An 18807-nucleotide genomic window follows, 5' to 3' on the forward strand; every position below is an offset into this window, starting at 1 on the left:
CAGGCATCAACCTGCGGCGGCTTTTTTTGTGTCTGCGCGAGGCTTTACTGGACCGCGTCGGCCGGCAGGCGCTGCAGCATGGCAAGCGATGCGGCGATGCGGTCGCGCAGCTCGCGGCGGTCCACGATCATGTCCACGGCGCCCTTGTCCTGTAGGAACTCGGCGCGCTGGAAGCCTTCGGGCAGCTTCACGCGCACGGTGGTTTCGATCACGCGCGGGCCGGCGAAGCCGACCAGGGTCTTGGGCTCGGCAATGACGATATCGCCGACGAAGGCGAAGCTGGCGGAGACGCCACCGAAGGTGGGATCGGTCAGCACCGAGACGTAGGGCAGGCCCTTCTTGGCCAGGCGCGTGAGCGCTGCATTGGCCTTGGCCATCTGCATCAGGCTCAACAGGCCTTCCTGCATGCGCGCACCGCCCGTGGCGGTGAAGCAGATGAAGGGGACCTTCTGCTCGATGGCGGTCTCGACACCGCGCACGAAGCGCTCGCCGACCACGGAGCCCATGGAGCCGCCCATGAACTCGAACTCGAAGCAGGCTGCGACCACGTTGACGCTCTTGATGGCGCCGCCCATGACGACCAGAGCATCGGTCTCGCCGGTGTTCTCCAGCGCTTCCTTGAGGCGCTCGGGGTACTTGCGGCTGTCCTTGAACTTCAGGGCGTCGACGGGGATGACTTCCTGGCCGATTTCATAGCGGCCCTCGGCATCCAGGAAATGGTTCAGGCGGGCGCGCGCGCCGATGCGGTGATGGTGGCTGCAGCTGGGGCAGACGTTCTGGTTTTTCTCCAGATCGGCCTTGTAGAGCACGGTCTCGCAGCTCGGGCACTTGATCCACAGACCCTCGGGGATCTGCTGGTGGCGATCCGTGGGGTTGGTTTGCTGGATTTTGGCAGGCAGGAGTTTTTCAAGCCAGGACATGGTGTTTCCTTTTCAGGCGCAGGGCATGCGGCACCGGGCCGCATGCAAGGGCTGCATTATGCGACCTACGCGTCGAGTGCCTTGCGCACGCCGCGCAGGAAGTCGATGGTCAGGGGGACGATCTTTTCGTGGGGCTGGCCGTCCAGCATCTCGATGATGCGGCTGCCGATGACCACGGCGTCAGCCACGCGGGATATGGCCTGGGCCGTGGCCGCGTCGCGGATGCCGAAGCCCACGCCCACGGGAATGCTCACATGCTCGCGGATGCGCGGCAGCATGGCTTCCACGGCCGCCGTGTCGAGCGTGCCTGCTCCGGTCACGCCCTTGAGCGAGACGTAGTAGACATAGCCGCTGGCCACGCGCGCCACCTGCTGCATGCGCTCGGTGGTGGAGGTGGGCGCCAGCAGGAAGATGAGGTCCATGTCGCGCGCACGCAGTTGCGCGGCGAATGCCTCGCACTCCTCGGGCGGGTAGTCCACGATGAGCAGGCCATCGACGCCGGCCTCGGCCGCATCGTCCACGAAGCGGTCATTGCCGTGGATCTGGTCGTAGCGCTCCACCGGGTTGGCGTAGCCCATCAGCACCACGGGCGTGGTCTGGTTCTTCTGGCGGAACTCGCGCACATAGGCCAGCACCTGCACCAGGCCCACGCCATTGGCGATGGCGCGGTCGCCTGCCTTCTGGATGGTGGGGCCGTCGGCCATGGGGTCCGAGAAGGGCACGCCCAGCTCGATCACGTCGGCGCCGGCCTCCACCATGCCGTGCATCAGCGACGGCGTGATGGCCGCGAACGGGAAGCCTGCGGTGATGTAGGGGATCAGGGCCTTGCGGCCTTCTTCCTGGAGTTTGGCGAAAGTCGTGGTGATGCGGCTCATTGAGCTGCTCCTCCCTTGACCGTGAGCCCGCGCATGGAGGGCCGGTCGTAGTAATCGGCGCCCGAGAGGTCGGCCACGGTGCCGATGTCCTTGTCGCCGCGACCGGACAGGTTCACGAGGATGGACTGGTCGGCGCGCATGGTCTTGGCCAGTTGCATGGCATAGGCTACGGCATGGCTGGACTCCAGGGCGGGAATGATGCCTTCGGTGCGGCACAGGTAGTGGAAGGCGTCCAGCGCCTCCTGGTCGGTGATGCCCACGTACTGGGCCCGGCCCAGTTCCTGCAGCCAGGCGTGCTCGGGGCCGACGCCGGGATAGTCGAGGCCGGCGCTGATGCTGTGCGTCTCGGTGATCTGGCCGTTCTCGTTCTGCAGGATGAAGGTGCGGTTGCCGTGCAGCACGCCGCTGCTGCCGCGCTGCAGCGAGGCCGAGTGCTTGCCGCTGTCCAGGCCTTCGCCGGCCGCCTCCACGCCGATCAGGCGCGTGTTCTCGAACGGGATGTAGGGGTGGAAGATGCCCATGGCATTGCTGCCGCCGCCCACGCAGGCGACCACGGCATCAGGCTGGCGGTCGGCGCCCAGGAATTCGGGCATCTGCGTCAGGCATTCCTCGCCGATGACCTTCTGGAAGTCGCGCACCATCGCCGGGTAGGGATGGGGGCCGGCCACGGTGCCGATGATGTAGAAGGTGTTGTCCACGTTGGCCACCCAGTCGCGCATGGCTTCGTTGAGCGCGTCCTTGAGCGTGCGGCTGCCCGACTCCACCGGCACCACGGTGGCGCCCAGCAGGCGCATGCGGTAGACGTTGGGGCTTTGGCGCTTCACGTCCTCGGCACCCATGTAGACGATGCATTCGAGGCCGTAGCGCGCGCAGATGGTGGCCGTGGCCACGCCGTGCTGGCCGGCGCCTGTCTCGGCAATGATGCGGGGCTTGCCCATGCGCCGCGCGAGCATGGCCTGGCCGATCACGTTGTTGATCTTGTGCGCGCCCGTGTGGTTGAGGTCTTCGCGCTTGAGGTAGATCTGCGCGCCCCCCATCTCGCGCGACATGCGTGCCGCGTGGTAGACGGGCGAGGGACGGCCGACGAAGTGGGCCAGCTCGGACTGGAATTCGGCAACGAATTCCGGGTCGTTCTGGTACTTGGCGTAGGCGTCGCGCAGCTCGGTCAGAGCGTGTGTCAGGGTTTCGCTGGCAAAGCTGCCGCCGAAGCGGCCGAAGTGGCCGGATGCGTCAGGGTACTGGTATTCAAACATGGCTTGTCTGCAAAAGTTGGTCATCGGCCGCGCGCACGGCGGCGATGAATCGGTGTATCTTGCCGGCGTCCTTGATGCCCCTGAGGGGCTTGCCGTCGGGACCATCGGCCTCGACGCCGGAACTGACATCAACGGCCAGCGAGAGTCCTCGCGGGCGCACTTGCAAGATGCCATCGGTCACGTTTGCAGGCGTGAGTCCACCAGACAAAACGAGGTGAGAGGCGACGTTTGGTGGAAGGAGTGACCAATTGAATGCTTTTCCGCCACCACCATAGCCGTCGACATGGGCGTCGAGCAGTATGGCCTGGGCTTTCGAGTAACGCTGGGCATATTCTACGAGGTCGAAGCGCGCGGCGTCGGGACCAAGGGGAATGCGTGCGGCGCGCAGGAAGGCGCGGGTGCCGCCCGATGTGGCGGCAAGGCAGTCCTCTGGGGACTCGTCGCCGTGGAACTGCACGCAGGCGCCCGGGATGGCGGCGCAGGCAGCCATCACGTTGGCGGCGCTTTCATTGACGAACAGCAGCACCGGGGTCACGAAGGGCGGCAGGCGTCGCGCCAGTTCTGCAGCGCGCTGCACCGTCACGGCGCGCGGACTGGGGGCGTAGAGCACAAAACCCACGGCATCGGTGCCCGCAGCCACGGCGGCGTCCACGTCCTGTTCGCGGGTGAGTCCGCAGATCTTGATTCGAGTGCGCTGCATGGGGGCTGAAGAATGGGGGAGGGCTTGTCCGTTCAAGGGAGCCAATCATAGGCCGGGCTGCGCGAAGGAAGGCCCCATGAAGGATCGTATACGGGGCCCAGAAAGTACAGGCCGTCGGGCGAGAAGGTGGGCGCGGCGGCATCGCGGGAACGGGCGTCCAGTACCTGCTGCATCCACTGCGGCGCATATGTGCCCTGGCCGATGGCGATCAGGCAGCCCATGATGTTGCGCACCATGTGATGGAGGAAGGCGCTGCCTTCGAACTCGAAGCGCCAGTAGCAGCATTCCATGGCCGCATCGCCGGGCCGCATGGAGCTGGCTGCGGCCATCTGGGCGCCATCGCCTGCCATGCGGCGGGTGATGGACAGGCGGTGCAGCGTCTTGACGGGGGACTTGGCCTGGCAGCCCGATGCGCGGAACGAGCTGAAGTCGTGCTCGCCCAGCAGGTGCCGGGCGGCGGCCTGCATGGCGTCACCATCGAGCGCATGGAACACCCAGCCCACGCGCCCGGCCTCCACGCTGGGGCGCACGGGCGATTGCAGCAGCACATAGGCATAGCGCCTTGCCGTGGCACAGGCGCGCGAATGGAAGGCATCGGGCACGGGCTGGGCCCATTGCACGGCAATGTCCGGCGGCAGGAAGGTGTTGGTGCCACGGACCCAGGAGAACGGGGCCCTGTCCAGCGGGGTGTCGAAGTGGACGACCTGCATGAGGCCGTGCACGCCGGCATCGGTGCGGCCCGCGCAGAGGGTGTGCACCTCCTGAGCGGCAAAGCGGCCCAGGGCCGCTTCGAGATGGTCTTGAATGGTGTTGCCAGACAGCTGGCTTTGCCAGCCGCTGTAGCGCTGGCCGTTGTAGGCGACGCCGAGGGCTACGCGCATTGCGAGGCCTCCGGCATGGGTTGGGTGTGCATCAAGTTGTCAGTTTTCCATGGCGGCTTGCGCCGCCCTGTCACGCGAAGCCGGTGCGGCGCCTGGGCAGGCGCCGCCGGGCTTCAATCTATCTCGGCCAGCAGGCGCTGGGCCTTGGCCTTGAGATCGCCGTGGGCCTCGGCGATCACTTCCTCGATCAGTGTACGGGCTCCGTCACTGTCGCCGATGGCGTTGAACTCCTGGGCCAGCGCGAGCTTGGTGGCCAGCGGGTCTTCAGGAGCCGAGGGCGGGGTTGCGACGGCAGGGGCGTCGTTGCCCAGGTCCAGGGACAGGCTGCCCAGGTCGAATTCCAGCGACTCGGTCGGTTCCGGCTTGGCCTTGGCCGCCGTCTCCAGCACGCCGCCTGCCTGGGGCGTTGCCGGCGTTGGGGCGGGTGCCTCCGTGCTCAGGCCTTCCAGGTTGAACTCCATGGCATCCAGCGACAGCAGCTCGGTCTTGGCATGGCTGTCGTCCGTGGTGGAGCTGGTAAGGGGCGAGGGCTCGGTGGCCGGGAAGCTGTCGGCCACCTGCGTGCCGGGCATGTCCAGCGACAGCATCTCGGTCGGCTGCATGCCGTCCATGGCGTTGCTGTGGTTCAGGGCGTCCGTCAGCGAGGCGTGGGCCGTGGGCTGGAAGCCGGGCATGTCCAGCGATGCAACGGGTGGCTCGACGTGGGGCTCGATGCGAGGCGTGTCGTCCTTTGCGGAGGGCATGGCTTCCAGCGGCGCGCGCAGCGTGGGCTCCAGCGCTGCGAAGTCCTGTTCGCTGGGCATGGGGGCCGGTGCGGGCAGGGGGCTGGCGTGCTGCGCGGGCAGGCTGGCATCGGCCAGGCCGCCGGGCAGGTCCATGTTGAGGTCCATGTCCAGGTCCATGGGCAGGGTGGCAGGGCCTTCGCGGTGCGCATCCATGTCCAGGGGGCGGCTGGCCAGCGAGGCGGCAGCCAGTCCGGCAGCAGCCACTGCGGCGCCACCGGCAACGGCGGCACCAGACAGGGGCGCGGCGCCTGCAGGCTGGTAGAGGGCGTTTTCCGGGTCCAGGATGCGGCCCTGGTCGGCCAGGCGCTGCCAGTCCACGCCCTTGCCCTGGGTCAGGCCATGCAGGGTCTGCGCGACGGCCTCGAAGGCCTTGCGGTCATGGCGCTTGGCGTAGATGTCGGCCAGCTTCTGGTGCAGAGCGGTGCGGTTGGGGTCGGTGCGCAGCGCTTCCTTGAGGATTTCCTCTGCCTGCAGGTCGCGGCCATAGGCCAGGTAGACGTCGGCCTCGGCCACGGGGTCCACATCGCCCGCATCAAGCTGGCTGGGCGAGTAATGCATGGAGGTGCCGGACAGCTGGCTCGATGTGCCGGTGTCCACGCGTTGGCCGCCGCTGGCGCCAAAGAAGGAGTCGGCGGCCAGCTGGCTGTCGCCAAAGGCGCTTTCGCTGGAGGCGGCAGCGGCGCGGCGGCGCTGCATGACGCGGTAGCCGCCATAGCCCAGCAGCAGGGCCAGCAGGGCAGCGCCGGCCAGCGGGATGGTGGGGTCTTCCAGCAGCGTATCGATGAAGCTGGGCTCGGCGATCGGCGCGACGGGGGCGGGTGCCGGCTTGGGCTTGGGTGGCTCGGCCGGAGCGGGCGTGGCGGGCACAGCTTCTGCTGCGGGCGCTGCCGAGCCGGCAGCATTGGCTGCGGCGTCTGGAGCAGCGGTGGGCGCAGCGGCCGCAGCAGCTGCATCGGCAGGCGCTGCCGGGGCCGCGGGAGTTGTCTGGGGTGCTGCAGCTTCAGGCGCTGCAGGCACGGTCGGCGCGCCCGGCACAGCCACGCCGTTTGCCGTGCCGCTGGCTGCCGAGGCAGGTGCTGCAGCAGCACCTTCGGCGGGCTTGGTGGCGGCGGCGATCTGGCTCAGCTCGGACATGTTGCGCTGCAGCTCGGCCGTGCGCGATGCCTGGTCGTCCGACTGCTTTTGCTTGGCCAGGCGCTCGTCGGCCTCCACGCCCTTGACGGCGCCCTTGGACAGGGTGAGCTTGTCGGGTGCTGCGGTGGACGGCTTGCGGTCTTCGACCTGGGCCTGGACGCTGCCCGATGCTTCACGATTGGCTGATGCCACGGGCGCGGCCGGCGCGGCGCTGGCCAGCTGGCGGCGGAACTGGTTGAAATCGCGGGACTGGGCGGCAACGATCTGGCGCGCTTCGCGCGGCGAGGTGGCCTGGGCCGTGGCTTCGTCCGGCACGGTGAGCACGGCGCCGGAGCGCATGCGGTTCACATTGCCGTTGATGAAGACCTTGGGATTGGTGCGCAGCATGGCCACCAGCATCTGGTCCAGCGAAACGCCGGCTGGCAGGTGGGCGGCGGCGATGCGGCCTGCCGTGTCCCCGGTCTTGATGCGGACTTCGGAGGCCTCGGACGGCGCGGGAGCCGCTGCGGCGCGCTCGCGGGCTGTCGGGGCGGCACGGCGCGCTGCTGCTGGCGCGGGGCGGCTTTCCTCGGTGTTGCCTGCCGCGGCTTGCGATGCAGCTTGCGATGGAGTTTGCGAGGGGGTGGGGGCTGCGCGGCGCGGCGCTGCGGCAGGCTCGGGTGCCGAGGCCTGGGCTGCAGCCGTCACGGCAGGCGGGAGCTTTTGCAGGGTGGGCGGGTCCAGCAGCAGGGTGTAGTTGCGCTGCAGGTTGCCCGAGGCCCAGCTGGCGTCGATCACCAGATCGACAAAGGGTTCGTTGACGGGCTGTGTGCTTGTGAGGCGCAGCACGGCCGAGCCATCCGCGCGGCGCTGCACGCTGACGCGCACCTGGCTGGCGGTGGCGTTGTACTCCATGCCCTGGGTGCGGAAGACGCCGGGAGAGGCCACGCCCACGCGCAGGCCTTCGGCTTCAGCGGCGGTGATCTGGGGGATTTCGACTTCGGCACGCAGGGGCTCGCCCAGGGCCGATTGCACGTTCACCCGGCCCAGAGCCAGTGCCCAGGCCTCGGAGGCGGGCAGTGCGACCGAGACGACGGCCGCAGTGGCCAGCACAGAGAGTTTCCAACGATGCATAAAGCGTCAAACCTGTGTGGATGCAATTGGGCAGGCACTATTGTTATTGTGGGAATGCCCGCGCTTGCACATGTAATTGAAATTTACCCGGGGATAGATGGCACGCCATCTACCAAGGTGCTTGGGTCGCATTGTCGGCCACGCTATAGGATCGCAAGCGTCTGGTTGCCGGCGAACGCCAATAGTTGTTGTCGAACGGCAACGAGAAGAAACACAATGTATCTTTGGTGATTGTAGGCAACCACCTACAGCCAATGGACAAGAGACCTGGGCATTGTGCCCAATTGCCCAGGGCTTAAAGCCGAAAAAAGCGCCATGTCCCGGCCCGGGACATGGCGCTTTTTGTGTTGGCTCAAGCCGGCGATGCTCAGGCGGCGAGCAGGATGCGCAGCATGCGGCGCAGCGGCTCGGCGGCGCCCCACAGCAGTTGGTCACCGATCACGAAGGCCGACAGGTATTCGGGGCCCATGTTCAGCTTGCGCACGCGGCCCACGCCGACTTCCAGGCCGCCGGTGATGGCGGCAGGGGTCAGTTCCTTGACGGTGATGGCACGGTCGTTGGGAACCCACTTCACCCAGGGGTTGCCGGACTTGATGATGGCTTCCAGCTCTTCCAGGGGCAGGTCCTTCTTGAGCTTGAGGGTCAGCGCCAGGCTGTGGCAGCGCATGGCGCCGATGCGCACGCACAGGCCATCGACAGGGATGGTCTGCTCGGTGCCCAGGATCTTGTTGACCTCGGCCTGGCCCTTCCACTCTTCCTTGGACTGGCCGTTGTCCAGCTGCGCATCGATCCAGGGGATCAGTCCACCGGCCAGCGGTGCGCCGAAGAATTCGGTGGGCACGTCGGTGCGGATGGTCTGGGCCACCTTGCGGTCGATGTCCAGGATGGCGGATGCGGGCGTGGCCAGTTCGTCGGCCACGGCAGCGTGCACCACGCCCATGCCCTTGAGCAGTTCGCGCATGTGGTTGGCGCCGCCACCGGAGGCTGCCTGGTAGGTCATGGAGCTGACCCATTCCACGAGACCGGCCTTGAACAGGCCGCCCAGGCCCATCAGCAAGATGGAGTTGGTGCAGTTGCCGCCAATCCAGTTCTTGCCGCCCGCGGCGAGCTTGGACTGGATCAGGCCTTCATTGACGGGGTCGAGCACGATGACGGCATCGCCTTCCATGCGCAGCGACGACGCGGCATCGATCCAGTGGCCGTTCCAGCCCGAGGCGCGCAGCTGGGGGAAGACTTCCTTGGTGTAGTCGCCGCCCTGGCAGGTAATGATGATGTCGCACTTGGACAGCTCGGCAATGTCGTTGGCATTGCGCAGCTCGGTGTGGGTCTTCGCCATGGCCGGGGCCTTGCCGCCGGCGTTGGAGGTGGAGAAGAACACGGGCTCGATCAGGTCGAAGTCGCCCTCTGCCTGCATGCGGTCCATCAGCACGGAGCCGACCATGCCGCGCCAGCCGACGAGGCCTACCAATTGCTTGCTCATTTTTGAAACGCCCTTTCAGTGTGAAAACAGTGCTTGATCAAGACTGTTGTCGCCCGGCTCGTCTAGGCCAGGTGAGGGCGCACGACGAACCGGGCTGGGTCAGCCTTTGATTGTCGTAATGGTTGTGGAGGTGATTGCGCGCGCAGCCACACCAGCCAGGGCGGCGGGTGCAATGTTCAGCAGGAGGAACGGGCGGGCGGCAAACATAAGAGACGTCATTCTATCGAATACGCCAGGAAAAAGAATGTCTGTTTTGATGAATATCTTCGTCGAATCGGCGAAAACCGGACGTCTATTTTGACGTTTTGCCATGTTGTGGCGGAGCAGGGCAGTGCCCGCCCGCCACAGGGACAGCCGCAAGCCTGGAGGCTGGCGGCCGTCATGGACTTCAGGCCAGTGCGGCCACCACGGCATCGCCCATCTCGCGGGTGGAGACCTTGGTCGTGCCTTCGCTATAGATGTCGGCCGTGCGCAGGCCCTGGGCCAGCACCTTTTGCACGGCGGCTTCGATGCGCTGGGCGGCAGCTTCCTGGTTCAGCGAGAAGCGCAGCATCATCGCGGCCGACAGGATGGTGGCCAGCGGATTGGCAATGCCCTTGCCGGCGATGTCGGGGGCCGAACCGTGACTGGGCTCGTACAGGCCCTGGCCCCTGGAGTTGAGCGATGCCGAGGGCAGCATGCCGATGGAGCCGGTCAGCATGGAGGCTTCGTCGGACAGGATGTCGCCGAACATGTTGCCCGTGACCACCACGTCAAAGCGCTTGGGTTCCTTGACCAGCTGCATGGCGGCGTTGTCCACGTACATGTGGTCCAGTTGCACATCGGGGTACTGCTGGCCCACTTCGGTGACCACGTCCTTCCAGAACTGGAAGGTTTCCAGCACGTTGGCCTTGTCCACACTGGTCACGCGCTTGCTGCGCTTTTGCGCGGCCTGGAAGGCGACATGGGCGATGCGCTCGATCTCGGGCTTGGAGTAGCGCATGGTGTCGAAGGCTTCCTCGGCACCGGGGAAGTGGCCGTCGGTGGCCACGCGGCGGCCGCGCGGCTGGCCGAAGTAGATGTCGCCGGTCAGCTCGCGGATGATGAGGATGTCCAGGCCCGCGACCAGCTCGGGCTTGAGGCTGGAGGCGTGAGTCAGTTCCGCATAGCAGATGGCCGGGCGGAAGTTGGCGAACAGGCCCATGTGCTTGCGCAGGCCCAGGATGGCCTGCTCGGGGCGCAGCGGGCGGTCCAGCGTGTCGTACTTCCAGTCGCCCACGGCGCCGAACAGCACGGCGTCGGACTCCATGGCCAGCTTCAGCGTGGATTCGGGCAACGGGTGGCCGGCAGCTTCGTAGGCAGCGCCGCCCACGGGGGCCGTCTGCATGTCGAAGTCCAGGCCCAGGGCGCCCAGCACCTTCACGGCTTCCGCAACGATTTCGGGGCCGATGCCATCACCGGGCAAGACTGCGATTTTCATGGTGTTCCTTTTGAGAGACTGTTCGGATGGTGGAAGGCCGCCGGCGGCTGGTTCAGCAACGCCTGCGGCCCATTGATGCGCGCAAGTGGAGATCGATCAGCGCTGCACCAGCGTGTGTGCCAGCCAGGGCTTGGTGGCCAGGCGCTCGGCCTCGTAGGCGCGGATCTTGTCGGCGTGGCGCAGGGTCAGGCCGATATCGTCAAAGCCGTTGAGCAGGCAGAACTTGCGAAAGGCGATGACATCGAAAGGGATCTCCTCGCCCTGCGGGCGCACGATCACCTGGCGATCCAGATCAATGGTCAGCTCGTAGCCGGGGAAGGCTGCGATCTCGTTGAACAGCATGTCGATCGTGGCCTCGGGCAGCACGATGGGCAGCAGGCCGTTCTTGAAGCAGTTGTTGAAGAAGATGTCGGCAAAGCTGGGCGCCAGGATGGCGCGAAAGCCGTACTGGTCCAGGGCCCAGGGCGCGTGCTCGCGGCTGGAGCCGCAGCCGAAGTTCTTGCGTGCGACCAGGATGGAGGCGCCCGCATAGCGCGGCTGATTGAGCACGAAGTCGGGGTTGGGCTTGCGCGAGGCCGGGTCCTGGCCGGGCTCGCCATGGTCCAGGTAGCGCCATTCGTCGAACAGGTTCACGCCGAAGCCGGTCTTCTTGATCGACTTGAGGAACTGCTTGGGAATGATGGCGTCGGTATCGACGTTTTCGCGGTCCATGGGGGCGACAAGGCCCTTGTGCACGGTGAATTGTTGCATGGCTGTATCGGATTCAGGGTTCAGCGGGCGGCGCGTTCGATGGCGCTGCCCGCGCTTTGCACGTCCTGGCCAATGCCCTTGACGGTATTGCAGGCGGCCAGGGTGAAGGCCAGGCCGATCAGGAGGATCGAGAAGGAGGGCTTCATGGTGTGCAGGCGGGGCAGTTGCGGGATCCGGATCAGGAGAACCTGCGGATGTCCACGAAGTGGCCGTGGATGGCGGCGGCTGCAGCCATGGCGGGGCTCACCAGGTGGGTGCGTCCGCCCGCGCCCTGGCGGCCTTCGAAGTTGCGGTTGCTGGTGGAGGCGCAGCGCTCGCCGGGCTCCAGGCGGTCGGCATTCATGGCCAGGCACATGGAGCAGCCGGGCTCGCGCCATTCAAAGCCTGCCGCCTTGAAGATCTGGTCCAGGCCTTCGCGCTCGGCCTGTTCCTTGACCAGTCCGGAGCCGGGCACGACCATGGCCAGCTTGATGTTGCGCGCCACCTTCTGGCCCAGCTTCTTGACCACGGCGGCGGCCTCGCGCATGTCTTCGATGCGGCTGTTGGTGCACGAGCCGATGAAGACCTTGTCCACGAAGATGTCGTCAATGGCCTTGCCGGGCTCCAGGGCCATGTAGGTCAGCGCGCGTTCGATGGCGCCGCGCTTGCTGGCATCCTTTTCCTTGTCGGGGTCCGGCACGCGGGCATCCACGCCCAGCACCATCTCGGGCGAGGTGCCCCAGGTGACCTGGGGCACGATCTCGCTGGCCTGCAGCTCGACCACGCGGTCGAACTTCGCATCGGCATCGGAGTGCAGCGTCTTCCAGTAGGAGACGGCGGCATCCCATTCGGCGCCGGTGGGGGCCAGCGGGCGGCCCTTGACGTACTGGATGGTCTTGTCGTCCACGGCCACCAGGCCTGCGCGCGCGCCGCCTTCGATGGCCATGTTGCAGACCGTCATGCGGCCTTCCATGCTCAGGTCACGGATGGCTTCGCCGGCGAACTCGATGGTGTAGCCCGTGCCGCCGGCCGTGCCGATCTTGCCGATGATGGCCAGCACGATGTCCTTGGCCGTGATGCCGGGGGCCGCCTTGCCGCTGACGTTGATCAGCATGTTCTTGGCCTTCTTGGCCAGCAGGGTCTGGGTGGCCATCACGTGCTCGACCTCGGACGTGCCGATGCCGTGGGCCAGTGCGCCGAAGGCGCCGTGCGTGGACGTGTGGCTGTCGCCGCAGACCACGGTCATGCCGGGCAGGGTGGCGCCCTGCTCGGGGCCCATGACGTGGACGATGCCCTGACCCTTGTCCATGAAGGGGAAGAAGGCCGCAGAGCCGAACTCGCCGATGTTGGTGTTCAGCGTGGTGATCTGTTCCTTGCTGATCGGGTCGGCGATGCCGTCATAGCCGCGCTCCCAGCCGTCGGTGGGGGTGTTGTGGTCGGCCGTGGCGACCACGGAGCTGATGCGCCACAGCTTGCGGCCGGCCATGCGCAGGCCTTCGAAGGCCTGGGGGCTGGTGACTTCGTGCACCAGGTGGCGGTCGATGTAGAGGACGGCGGTGCCGTCATCCTCGGTGTGGATGACGTGCTCGTCGAAGATCTTGTCGTAGAGGGTGCGTCCCATGGCGTTCTCGAATGGTTGGTGTCGTGGGGAAATTTTTGGGGGCATCCAGCGGCCAAGTGGCTTCAGGATGCGCTGGCCGGCGGGCTCAGGTGCTCGACCAGCAGGCGGGCCGTGACGGGTAGCGCGTCGAAGTCACGCGCCACGATGCTCAGCTCGCGCCGAGCCCAGTCGTCGCTGAGCTCCAGTGCGCGCAGATGGCCCACGCCGTGCATGAGCTCGAAGGCGCGGTCGGGGATCAGTCCCACGCCCAGGCCGTTGTCGATCATGCGGCACATGGCATCCAGGCTGGTGACCTGGATGCGCTGGTGCAGCGCATGCCCCGCCTGTGCGGCGGCCGCACGCATGGCCAGGCTGATGGAGGAGCCGGCCTGCAGGCTGACGATGTCCCATTCGAGCACATCGGCAAAGGCCACGCTGTCGCTGTGCGCCAGCGCGTGCTGCTCGGGCACCACGACGACCAGGCGATCCTCGCGGTAGGGGCGGTGCTGCAGTACGGGAGTGGCCTGGCCATTGCCCAGCGGCATGTACGCCATGGAGCAGATGCCGATGTCGGCCGTGCCTTCCTGTACGGCAGCCAGTACGGCGGGGCTGAGCTGTTCCTGCAGGTCGATCTTGACCTGGCCGTGCTTGCGCGCGAACACGCCCAGGTCTTCCGGCAGGAACTGCACGATGGCAGACATGTTGGCGTGGATGCGCACATGGCCGCGCACGCCATCGGCGTACTCGGACAGCTCGCCCTGCATGCGCTCCAGGCCGTACAGCACGTTGCGCGCGTGGTGCAGCAGGCTTTCGCCGGCAGGTGTGAGTGTCACGCCACGGCTGTGGCGATACAGCAGGGCCGTGTCCACGGTGGCCTCGAGGTCGGACAGGCGCTTGCTCACCGCCGAAGCGGCGATGAACTCGCGCTCTGCCGCTCGTCCGATGCTGCCAAGTTCGCAGACAGCCACGAACAGCTGCAGGGAGGTAAGGTCTATGCGCCGTGCAAAACTGCGCTCTGAATTCTTCATGTGGTGGGGTTCAGGCTTCTCATTAGGAGAAGTTGAATGGATTTTCTCGCACAAGTCATCGATCTGTCATCTTCAAACGCGATGTCTTTGGTGATGTCGTGCGATTTCATGGAGATGGGGGTCATGCCTCGTGGCGATGGCTGCGGACAGCCATGCCCGCCGGAACGCCGGTTGCATACTGAAAGAATTTGTCAATCTTTGCGCCAGTCGCCTGCATGGATTGCTGCAAAAATAAGAGCATATGAACGATCGATACCCGACGGGCCTGCGAGCCCTGCCTGCAGGCCTGTCATTGCTGCTGGTCGCAGCCCTGTCCTGCATGGCCGTCCCGGCGTCTGCCAAGCCGCAGCCACCAGCGAAGAACACGGCCAAGAGCGGCGCAAAGGCCCCCGCCAAGCCTGCGGCCAAGGCGGCTGCGAGGCCGACAGGCAAGACCGCCGTCAAATCCAAGGGCAAGCCGGCACCTGCTACCACCCGCAGCGCACCTGCCAAGGCGGCCGCCGCTGCAGGCGTGGTGAGCGGCGCTGCCGCAGCGGGGGCTGCTGCTGCAACTGCAGCCGCAGGTGGCGGCGCGTCCAAGGGCGAGCCCGGCCTGAGCGCGGCCGAGGTTGCAGCGCTGCACCAGCATGCCGAGCAGGGCGAGGCCAGCGCCCAGTACGCGCTGGGCTCGCTGTACAAGCGCGGCCAGGGCGTTGCCCTGAGTGCCGAGACGGCGGCCCAGTGGTATGAGAAGTCTGCGCAGCAGGGCTATGCGCCAGCCCAGTCCGACCTGGGGTTGATGTATGCGAATGGCCGTGGCGTGGCGCGTGACGATGCCCAGGCCGTGCAGTGGTATCGCAAGGCTGCCGAGCAGGGCGATGCTGTGGCCCAGAACAACCTGGGCCTGATGCTGGCCGAGGGGCGCGGAGCCGCCAAGGACCCCGCGCAGGCCGTGCAGTGGTTCCAGCGCTCGGCCGAGCAAGGTGAAGCGGCCGGTCAGTACAGCCTGGGCGTGATGTATGCCACGGGCCGGGGCGTGGCCGAGGACGTGGCGCAGGCGCTGCGCTGGTTTGTGGCGGCGGCAGGCCAGGGCCATGTCGATGCGCAATTCAATGCCGGCATGCTCTATGCCGAGGGTGGCGTGGTCGATCGCGACATGGCGCAGGCCGCCCACTGGCTGGAGAAGGCGGCCGAGCAGGGCAATGCCGCAGCCCAGTCCAACCTGGGCGTGCTGTATGCCAATGGCCAGGGCGTGCCCGCCAGCGACGAGAAGGCCGCGCGCTGGCTGGAGCGTGCCGCCCAGCAGGGCGATGCGCTGGCGCAGTCCAATCTCGCCAGTCTTTATGCGTCGGGCAAGGGCGTGGAGCGCAGCCCGTCCCAGGCCTATTTCTGGATGCTGCTGGCGGCGGGCAGGGACAGCTCGCTGGCCGCCAAGCGTGACAGCATGGCCCAGCCGCTGAGCGCGGCCGAGCGTGCACGCACCGAGCGCCAGGCGGCGGCCTGGAAGGCCAAACCCGCTCCCTGAGTCCTGTTGAGCAGGCACCAATGAAAAACGCCTCGGAAGAGGCGTTTTTGTTGGGGGCTCAGTGCTGCATCAGCTGAAGAAGCTCTTGAGCCTGTCGGTCCAGCTCTCGCCGCTGGGCGAATGCTTGGCGCCGCCCTTCTTGAGCGATTCCTCCAGCTCGCGCAGCAGCTTGCGCTGGTACTCGGTCAGCTTGACGGGCGTCTCGACCACGATGTGGCAGTAAAGGTCGCCGGGATAGCTGGAGCGCACGCCCTTGATGCCCTTGCCGCGCAGGCGGAACTGCTTGCCGGCCTGGGTACCTTCGGGGATGTCGATGGCCGCCTTGCCCGACAGGGTGGGCACCTCGATCTCGCCGCCGAGCGCTGCCGTGATGAAGCTCACGGGCACGTTGCAGTGCAGGTCGTCGCCGTCGCGCTCGAAGATGTCGTGGTCCTTGATGCGGATCTCGATGTAGAGATCGCCCGCAGGCCCGCCATTCGTGCCGGGTTCGCCATTGCCGGAGGAGCGGATGCGCATGCCGTCGTCGATGCCGGCTGGAATCTTCACTTCCAGTGTCTTCTGGCGCTTGACCTTGCCCTGGCCACCGCAGCTGGTGCAGGGTTCGGGAATGATCTTGCCCGTGCCCCGGCAGTGCGGGCAGGTCTGCTGCACGCTGAAGAAGCCCTGGCGCATCTGCACGCTGCCCATGCCGTTGCAGGTGGTGCAGGTCTTGGCACTGGTGCCGGGCTTGGCGCCGCTGCCGTGGCAGGTGTCGCAGCCATCCCAGCTGGGGATGCGGATCTGCGCATCCTTGCCGTGGGCGGCTTCCTCCAGCGTGATCTCCATGGCATAGCTGAGATCGTTGCCGCGGTAGACCTGGCGGCCGCCACCGGCGCCGCCGCGTCTGCCGCCACCCTGGTTGAACATGTCGCCAAAGATGTCGCCAAAGGCTTCGGCAAAGCCACCAAAGCCTTCGGCGCCGCCGCCCATGCCGCGGTTGGGGTCCACGCCCGCATGGCCGTACTGGTCGTAGGCCGCGCGCTTGTTGCTGTCGGAGAGCATCTCGTAGGCCTCCTTGGCCTCCTTGAATTTCTCTTCCGCCCCGCTTGCGGCATCCCCCTGGTTGCGGTCAGGGTGGTACTTCATCGCCAGCTTGCGATAAGCCTTCTTGATGTCGTCGTCCGAGGCGTTCTTGGCAACGCCGAGGACCTCGTAAAAATCGCGTTTGGACATGGTGTTTGCTAGCCAGTCAGTGGGAACAGGAACGCCGCGTCAGCCCCTTGGCAGGGCCGAGCGCGGCGGCAAGCGGTCGTCAAGGGACCACGCGCTGGGTTCAGTCCTTCTTGACTTCCTTGACTTCGGCGTCAACGACGTTGTCGTCAGCGGCTGCTGCACCGGCCGAGGCGCCTGCTGCACCGGCCGCTGCGGCGGCTGCTGCTGCCTCGGGGCCGCCGGCTGCCTGCGCATCGGCGTACATCTTCTCGCCGAGCTTCTGGCTGGCCGTCATCAGCGCCGTGGTCTTGGCGTCGATGGCGTCCTTGTCCTCGCCCTTCAGTGCCTCTTCCAGGTCCTTGACGGCGCTCTCGATGGCGGTCTTCTCGCCAGCGTCGAGCTTGTCGCCATGCTCGCCCAGGCTCTTCTTGACGCTGTGCACGGCAGCTTCGCCCTGGTTGCGGGCCTGGACCAGTTCCAGCTTCTTCTTGTCGTCGGCTGCGTTCAGCTCGGCGTCCTTCACCATCTTCTGGATCTCGTCCTCGGACAGGCCCGAGTTCGCCTTGATGGTGATCTTGTTTTCCTTGCCCGAGGCCTTGTCCTTGGCGGACACGTTCAGGATGCCGTTGGCGTCGATGTCAAAGGCCACTTCGATCTGGGGCACGCCACGCGCTGCGGGCGGAATGCCTTCGAGGTTGAACTCGCCCAGCATCTTGTTGCCCGAAGCCATCTCGCGCTCACCCTGGAACACCTTGATGGTCACGGCCGGCTGGTTGTCGTCGGCCGTCGAGAAGGTCTGTGCGAACTTCGTCGGGATGGTGGTGTTCTTGGTGATCATCTTGGTCATCACGCCACCCAGCGTCTCGATGCCCAGCGACAGCGGCGTCACGTCCAGCAGCAGCACGTCCTTGCGGTCGCCCGACAGAACCTGGCCCTGCACGGCGGCGCCCACGGCCACGGCTTCGTCGGGGTTCACGTCCTTGCGGGGTTCCTTGCCGAAGAATTCCTTGACCTTCTCCTGCACCTTGGGCATGCGGGACATGCCGCCGACCAGGATCACGTCATCGATGTCGGACACGGAAACGCCTGCGTCCTTGATGGCCGTGCGGCAGGGCGCAATGGTGCGCTCGATCAGGTCTTCGACCAGGCTTTCCAGCTTGGAGCGGGTCAGCTTGATGTTCAGGTGCTTGGGACCCGAGGCATCGGCCGTGATGTAGGGCAGGTTGATGTCGGTCTGGGCCGAGTTCGACAGCTCGATCTTGGCCTTCTCGGCAGCTTCCTTCAGGCGCTGCAGGGCCAGCACGTCCTTGGCCAGATCAACGCCCTGGTCCTTCTTGAACTCGGTGATGATGTAGTCGATGATGCGCTGGTCGAAGTCTTCGCCGCCCAGGAACGTGTCGCCGTTGGTGGACAGCACTTCGAACTGCTTTTCGCCGTCCACATCGGCGATTTCGATGATGGACACGTCAAACGTGCCACCGCCCAGGTCATACACCGCGATCTTGCGGTCGCCCTTGTCGATCTTGTCCAGGCCGAAGGCCAGCGCAGCTGCCGTGGGCTCGTTGATGATGCGCTTGACTTCCAGGCCGGCGATGCGGCCGGCATCCTTGGTGGCCTGGCGCTGGGCGTCGTTGAAGTACGCGGGCACGGTGATCACCGCCTCGGTCACGGGCTCGCCCAGGTAGTCCTCGGCGGTCTTCTTCATCTTGCGCAGCACTTCGGCGGAAATCTGCGGCGGGGCCAGCTTCTGGCCGCGCACTTCCACCCAGGCGTCGCCGTTGTCGGCACGCGAGATGGTGTAGGGCATCAGGTCGATGTCCTTTTGCACTTCCTTCTCGTCGAACTTGCGGCCGATCAGGCGCTTGGCGGCGTAGATGGTGTTGCGGGGGTTGGTGACGGCCTGGCGCTTGGCCGAGGCGCCGACGAGGATCTCGCCGTCTTCCTGGTAGGCAATGATCGAAGGCGTGGTGCGTGCACCTTCGCTGTTCTCGATCACGCGCGTGGTGTTGCCGTCCATGATGGCCACGCAGCTGTTGGTGGTGCCCAGGTCAATACCGATGATTTTTCCCATTTTGAGTTCTCTCCGCGTTCTGTGAAATGTTTGAATGACTGCTAACTTGTGGCCGGCAGGCGCTGCTTCAAGGGGCTTTGCCTC

Annotated in this window: 16 protein-coding genes; 1 reads left to right on the forward strand and 15 read right to left on the reverse strand. The window is 66.2% G+C overall.

What is annotated here, in order from left to right; genetic code table 11:
* Positions 1–44: 44 nt before the first annotated feature.
* From accD to LGR64_RS04070, 13 genes are all read right to left on the reverse strand, one after another.
* On the reverse strand, positions 45–920 hold the full coding sequence (gene accD / locus LGR64_RS04010; RefSeq protein WP_012207044.1) for an acetyl-CoA carboxylase, carboxyltransferase subunit beta: 876 nt from the start codon (positions 918–920) through the stop codon (positions 45–47).
* Positions 921–985: 65 nt separating this feature from the next.
* Positions 986–1795 (reverse strand): tryptophan synthase subunit alpha, encoded by an 810-nt coding sequence (trpA, locus tag LGR64_RS04015; RefSeq protein ID WP_043821492.1) that lies wholly within the window; start codon positions 1793–1795, stop codon positions 986–988.
* The gene (gene trpB, locus LGR64_RS04020) at positions 1792–3048 is read right to left on the reverse strand and encodes a tryptophan synthase subunit beta (protein WP_034396669.1); all 1257 of its coding nucleotides are present in this window, start codon (positions 3046–3048) and stop codon (positions 1792–1794) included. Before trpB ends, trpA begins: the two co-directional genes overlap by 4 nt.
* On the reverse strand, positions 3041–3748 hold the full coding sequence (locus LGR64_RS04025) for a phosphoribosylanthranilate isomerase (RefSeq protein WP_141834176.1): 708 nt from the start codon (positions 3746–3748) through the stop codon (positions 3041–3043). Before LGR64_RS04025 ends, trpB begins: the two co-directional genes overlap by 8 nt.
* 32 nt (positions 3749–3780) lie before the next feature.
* A complete protein-coding gene (gene truA / locus LGR64_RS04030; protein ID WP_012207040.1) occupies positions 3781–4629 on the reverse strand; it encodes a tRNA pseudouridine(38-40) synthase TruA in 849 nt (282 codons plus the stop codon).
* A 113-nt stretch (positions 4630–4742) separates the two neighbouring features.
* A complete protein-coding gene (locus LGR64_RS04035) occupies positions 4743–7661 on the reverse strand; it encodes a FimV/HubP family polar landmark protein (protein ID WP_185750993.1) in 2919 nt (972 codons plus the stop codon).
* Positions 7662–8028: 367 nt separating this feature from the next.
* Complete coding sequence (gene asd, locus LGR64_RS04040) at positions 8029–9141, reverse strand: aspartate-semialdehyde dehydrogenase (protein ID WP_013801017.1); 1113 nt, start codon at positions 9139–9141, stop codon at positions 8029–8031.
* A 99-nt stretch (positions 9142–9240) separates the two neighbouring features.
* Positions 9241–9453, reverse strand: coding sequence for a hypothetical protein (locus tag LGR64_RS04045; RefSeq protein ID WP_141441563.1), 213 nt, complete (start codon positions 9451–9453; stop codon positions 9241–9243).
* 76 nt (positions 9454–9529) lie between these two features.
* A complete protein-coding gene (gene leuB, locus LGR64_RS04050) occupies positions 9530–10600 on the reverse strand; it encodes a 3-isopropylmalate dehydrogenase (protein ID WP_012207037.1) in 1071 nt (356 codons plus the stop codon).
* 96 nt (positions 10601–10696) lie between these two features.
* Positions 10697–11350, reverse strand: coding sequence for a 3-isopropylmalate dehydratase small subunit (gene leuD / locus LGR64_RS04055; RefSeq protein WP_012207036.1), 654 nt, complete (start codon positions 11348–11350; stop codon positions 10697–10699).
* A 20-nt stretch (positions 11351–11370) separates the two neighbouring features.
* Entirely contained in the window at positions 11371–11496 is a 126-nt protein-coding gene (locus LGR64_RS04060; protein ID WP_012207035.1) for an entericidin A/B family lipoprotein, read from the reverse strand.
* 32 nt (positions 11497–11528) lie between these two features.
* On the reverse strand, positions 11529–12950 hold the full coding sequence (gene leuC / locus LGR64_RS04065) for a 3-isopropylmalate dehydratase large subunit (RefSeq protein WP_034396655.1): 1422 nt from the start codon (positions 12948–12950) through the stop codon (positions 11529–11531).
* Positions 12951–13012: 62 nt separating this feature from the next.
* Positions 13013–13957: a LysR substrate-binding domain-containing protein gene (locus LGR64_RS04070; RefSeq protein ID WP_012207033.1), complete on the reverse strand. Its 945-nt coding sequence runs from the start codon at positions 13955–13957 to the stop codon at positions 13013–13015.
* 241 nt (positions 13958–14198) lie between these two features.
* Between LGR64_RS04070 and LGR64_RS04075 the strand changes: the two genes are divergently transcribed.
* Positions 14199–15461, forward strand: a complete 1263-nt coding sequence (locus LGR64_RS04075) for a tetratricopeptide repeat protein (protein ID WP_230355006.1) — start codon at positions 14199–14201, stop codon at positions 15459–15461.
* Between the two features lie 69 nt (positions 15462–15530).
* Here LGR64_RS04075 and dnaJ read toward each other — a convergent pair whose 3' ends face one another.
* Both dnaJ and dnaK read right to left on the reverse strand, forming a co-directional pair.
* Positions 15531–16673, reverse strand: coding sequence for a molecular chaperone DnaJ (dnaJ, locus tag LGR64_RS04080; protein ID WP_013801020.1), 1143 nt, complete (start codon positions 16671–16673; stop codon positions 15531–15533).
* 100 nt (positions 16674–16773) lie between these two features.
* Complete coding sequence (gene dnaK, locus LGR64_RS04085) at positions 16774–18723, reverse strand: molecular chaperone DnaK (RefSeq protein ID WP_034396649.1); 1950 nt, start codon at positions 18721–18723, stop codon at positions 16774–16776.
* Positions 18724–18807: the final 84 nt, after the last annotated feature.

It is taken from the genome of Delftia sp. Lp-1 (assembly GCF_020523835.1).
Taxonomy (GTDB): Bacteria; Pseudomonadota; Gammaproteobacteria; order Burkholderiales; family Burkholderiaceae_C; genus Comamonas; species Comamonas acidovorans.

Bases quoted from the DNA above. Each gene is read 5' to 3' on its own strand.
- accD (WP_012207044.1), bottom strand. From the start codon at position 920: ATGTCCTGGCTTGAAAAACTCCTGCCTGCCAAAATCCAGCAAACCAAC.
- trpA (WP_043821492.1), bottom strand. From the start codon at position 1,795: ATGAGCCGCATCACCACGACTTTCGCCAAACTCCAGGAAGAAGGCCGC.
- trpB (WP_034396669.1), bottom strand. From the start codon at position 3,048: ATGTTTGAATACCAGTACCCTGACGCATCCGGCCACTTCGGCCGCTTC.
- LGR64_RS04025 (WP_141834176.1), bottom strand. From the start codon at position 3,748: ATGCAGCGCACTCGAATCAAGATCTGCGGACTCACCCGCGAACAGGAC.
- truA (WP_012207040.1), bottom strand. From the start codon at position 4,629: ATGCGCGTAGCCCTCGGCGTCGCCTACAACGGCCAGCGCTACAGCGGC.
- LGR64_RS04035 (WP_185750993.1), bottom strand. From the start codon at position 7,661: ATGCATCGTTGGAAACTCTCTGTGCTGGCCACTGCGGCCGTCGTCTCG.
- asd (WP_013801017.1), bottom strand. From the start codon at position 9,141: ATGAGCAAGCAATTGGTAGGCCTCGTCGGCTGGCGCGGCATGGTCGGC.
- LGR64_RS04045 (WP_141441563.1), bottom strand. From the start codon at position 9,453: ATGGCAAAACGTCAAAATAGACGTCCGGTTTTCGCCGATTCGACGAAG.
- leuB (WP_012207037.1), bottom strand. From the start codon at position 10,600: ATGAAAATCGCAGTCTTGCCCGGTGATGGCATCGGCCCCGAAATCGTT.
- leuD (WP_012207036.1), bottom strand. From the start codon at position 11,350: ATGCAACAATTCACCGTGCACAAGGGCCTTGTCGCCCCCATGGACCGC.
- LGR64_RS04060 (WP_012207035.1), bottom strand. From the start codon at position 11,496: ATGAAGCCCTCCTTCTCGATCCTCCTGATCGGCCTGGCCTTCACCCTG.
- leuC (WP_034396655.1), bottom strand. From the start codon at position 12,950: ATGGGACGCACCCTCTACGACAAGATCTTCGACGAGCACGTCATCCAC.
- LGR64_RS04070 (WP_012207033.1), bottom strand. From the start codon at position 13,957: ATGAAGAATTCAGAGCGCAGTTTTGCACGGCGCATAGACCTTACCTCC.
- LGR64_RS04075 (WP_230355006.1), top strand. From the start codon at position 14,199: ATGAACGATCGATACCCGACGGGCCTGCGAGCCCTGCCTGCAGGCCTG.
- dnaJ (WP_013801020.1), bottom strand. From the start codon at position 16,673: ATGTCCAAACGCGATTTTTACGAGGTCCTCGGCGTTGCCAAGAACGCC.
- dnaK (WP_034396649.1), bottom strand. From the start codon at position 18,723: ATGGGAAAAATCATCGGTATTGACCTGGGCACCACCAACAGCTGCGTG.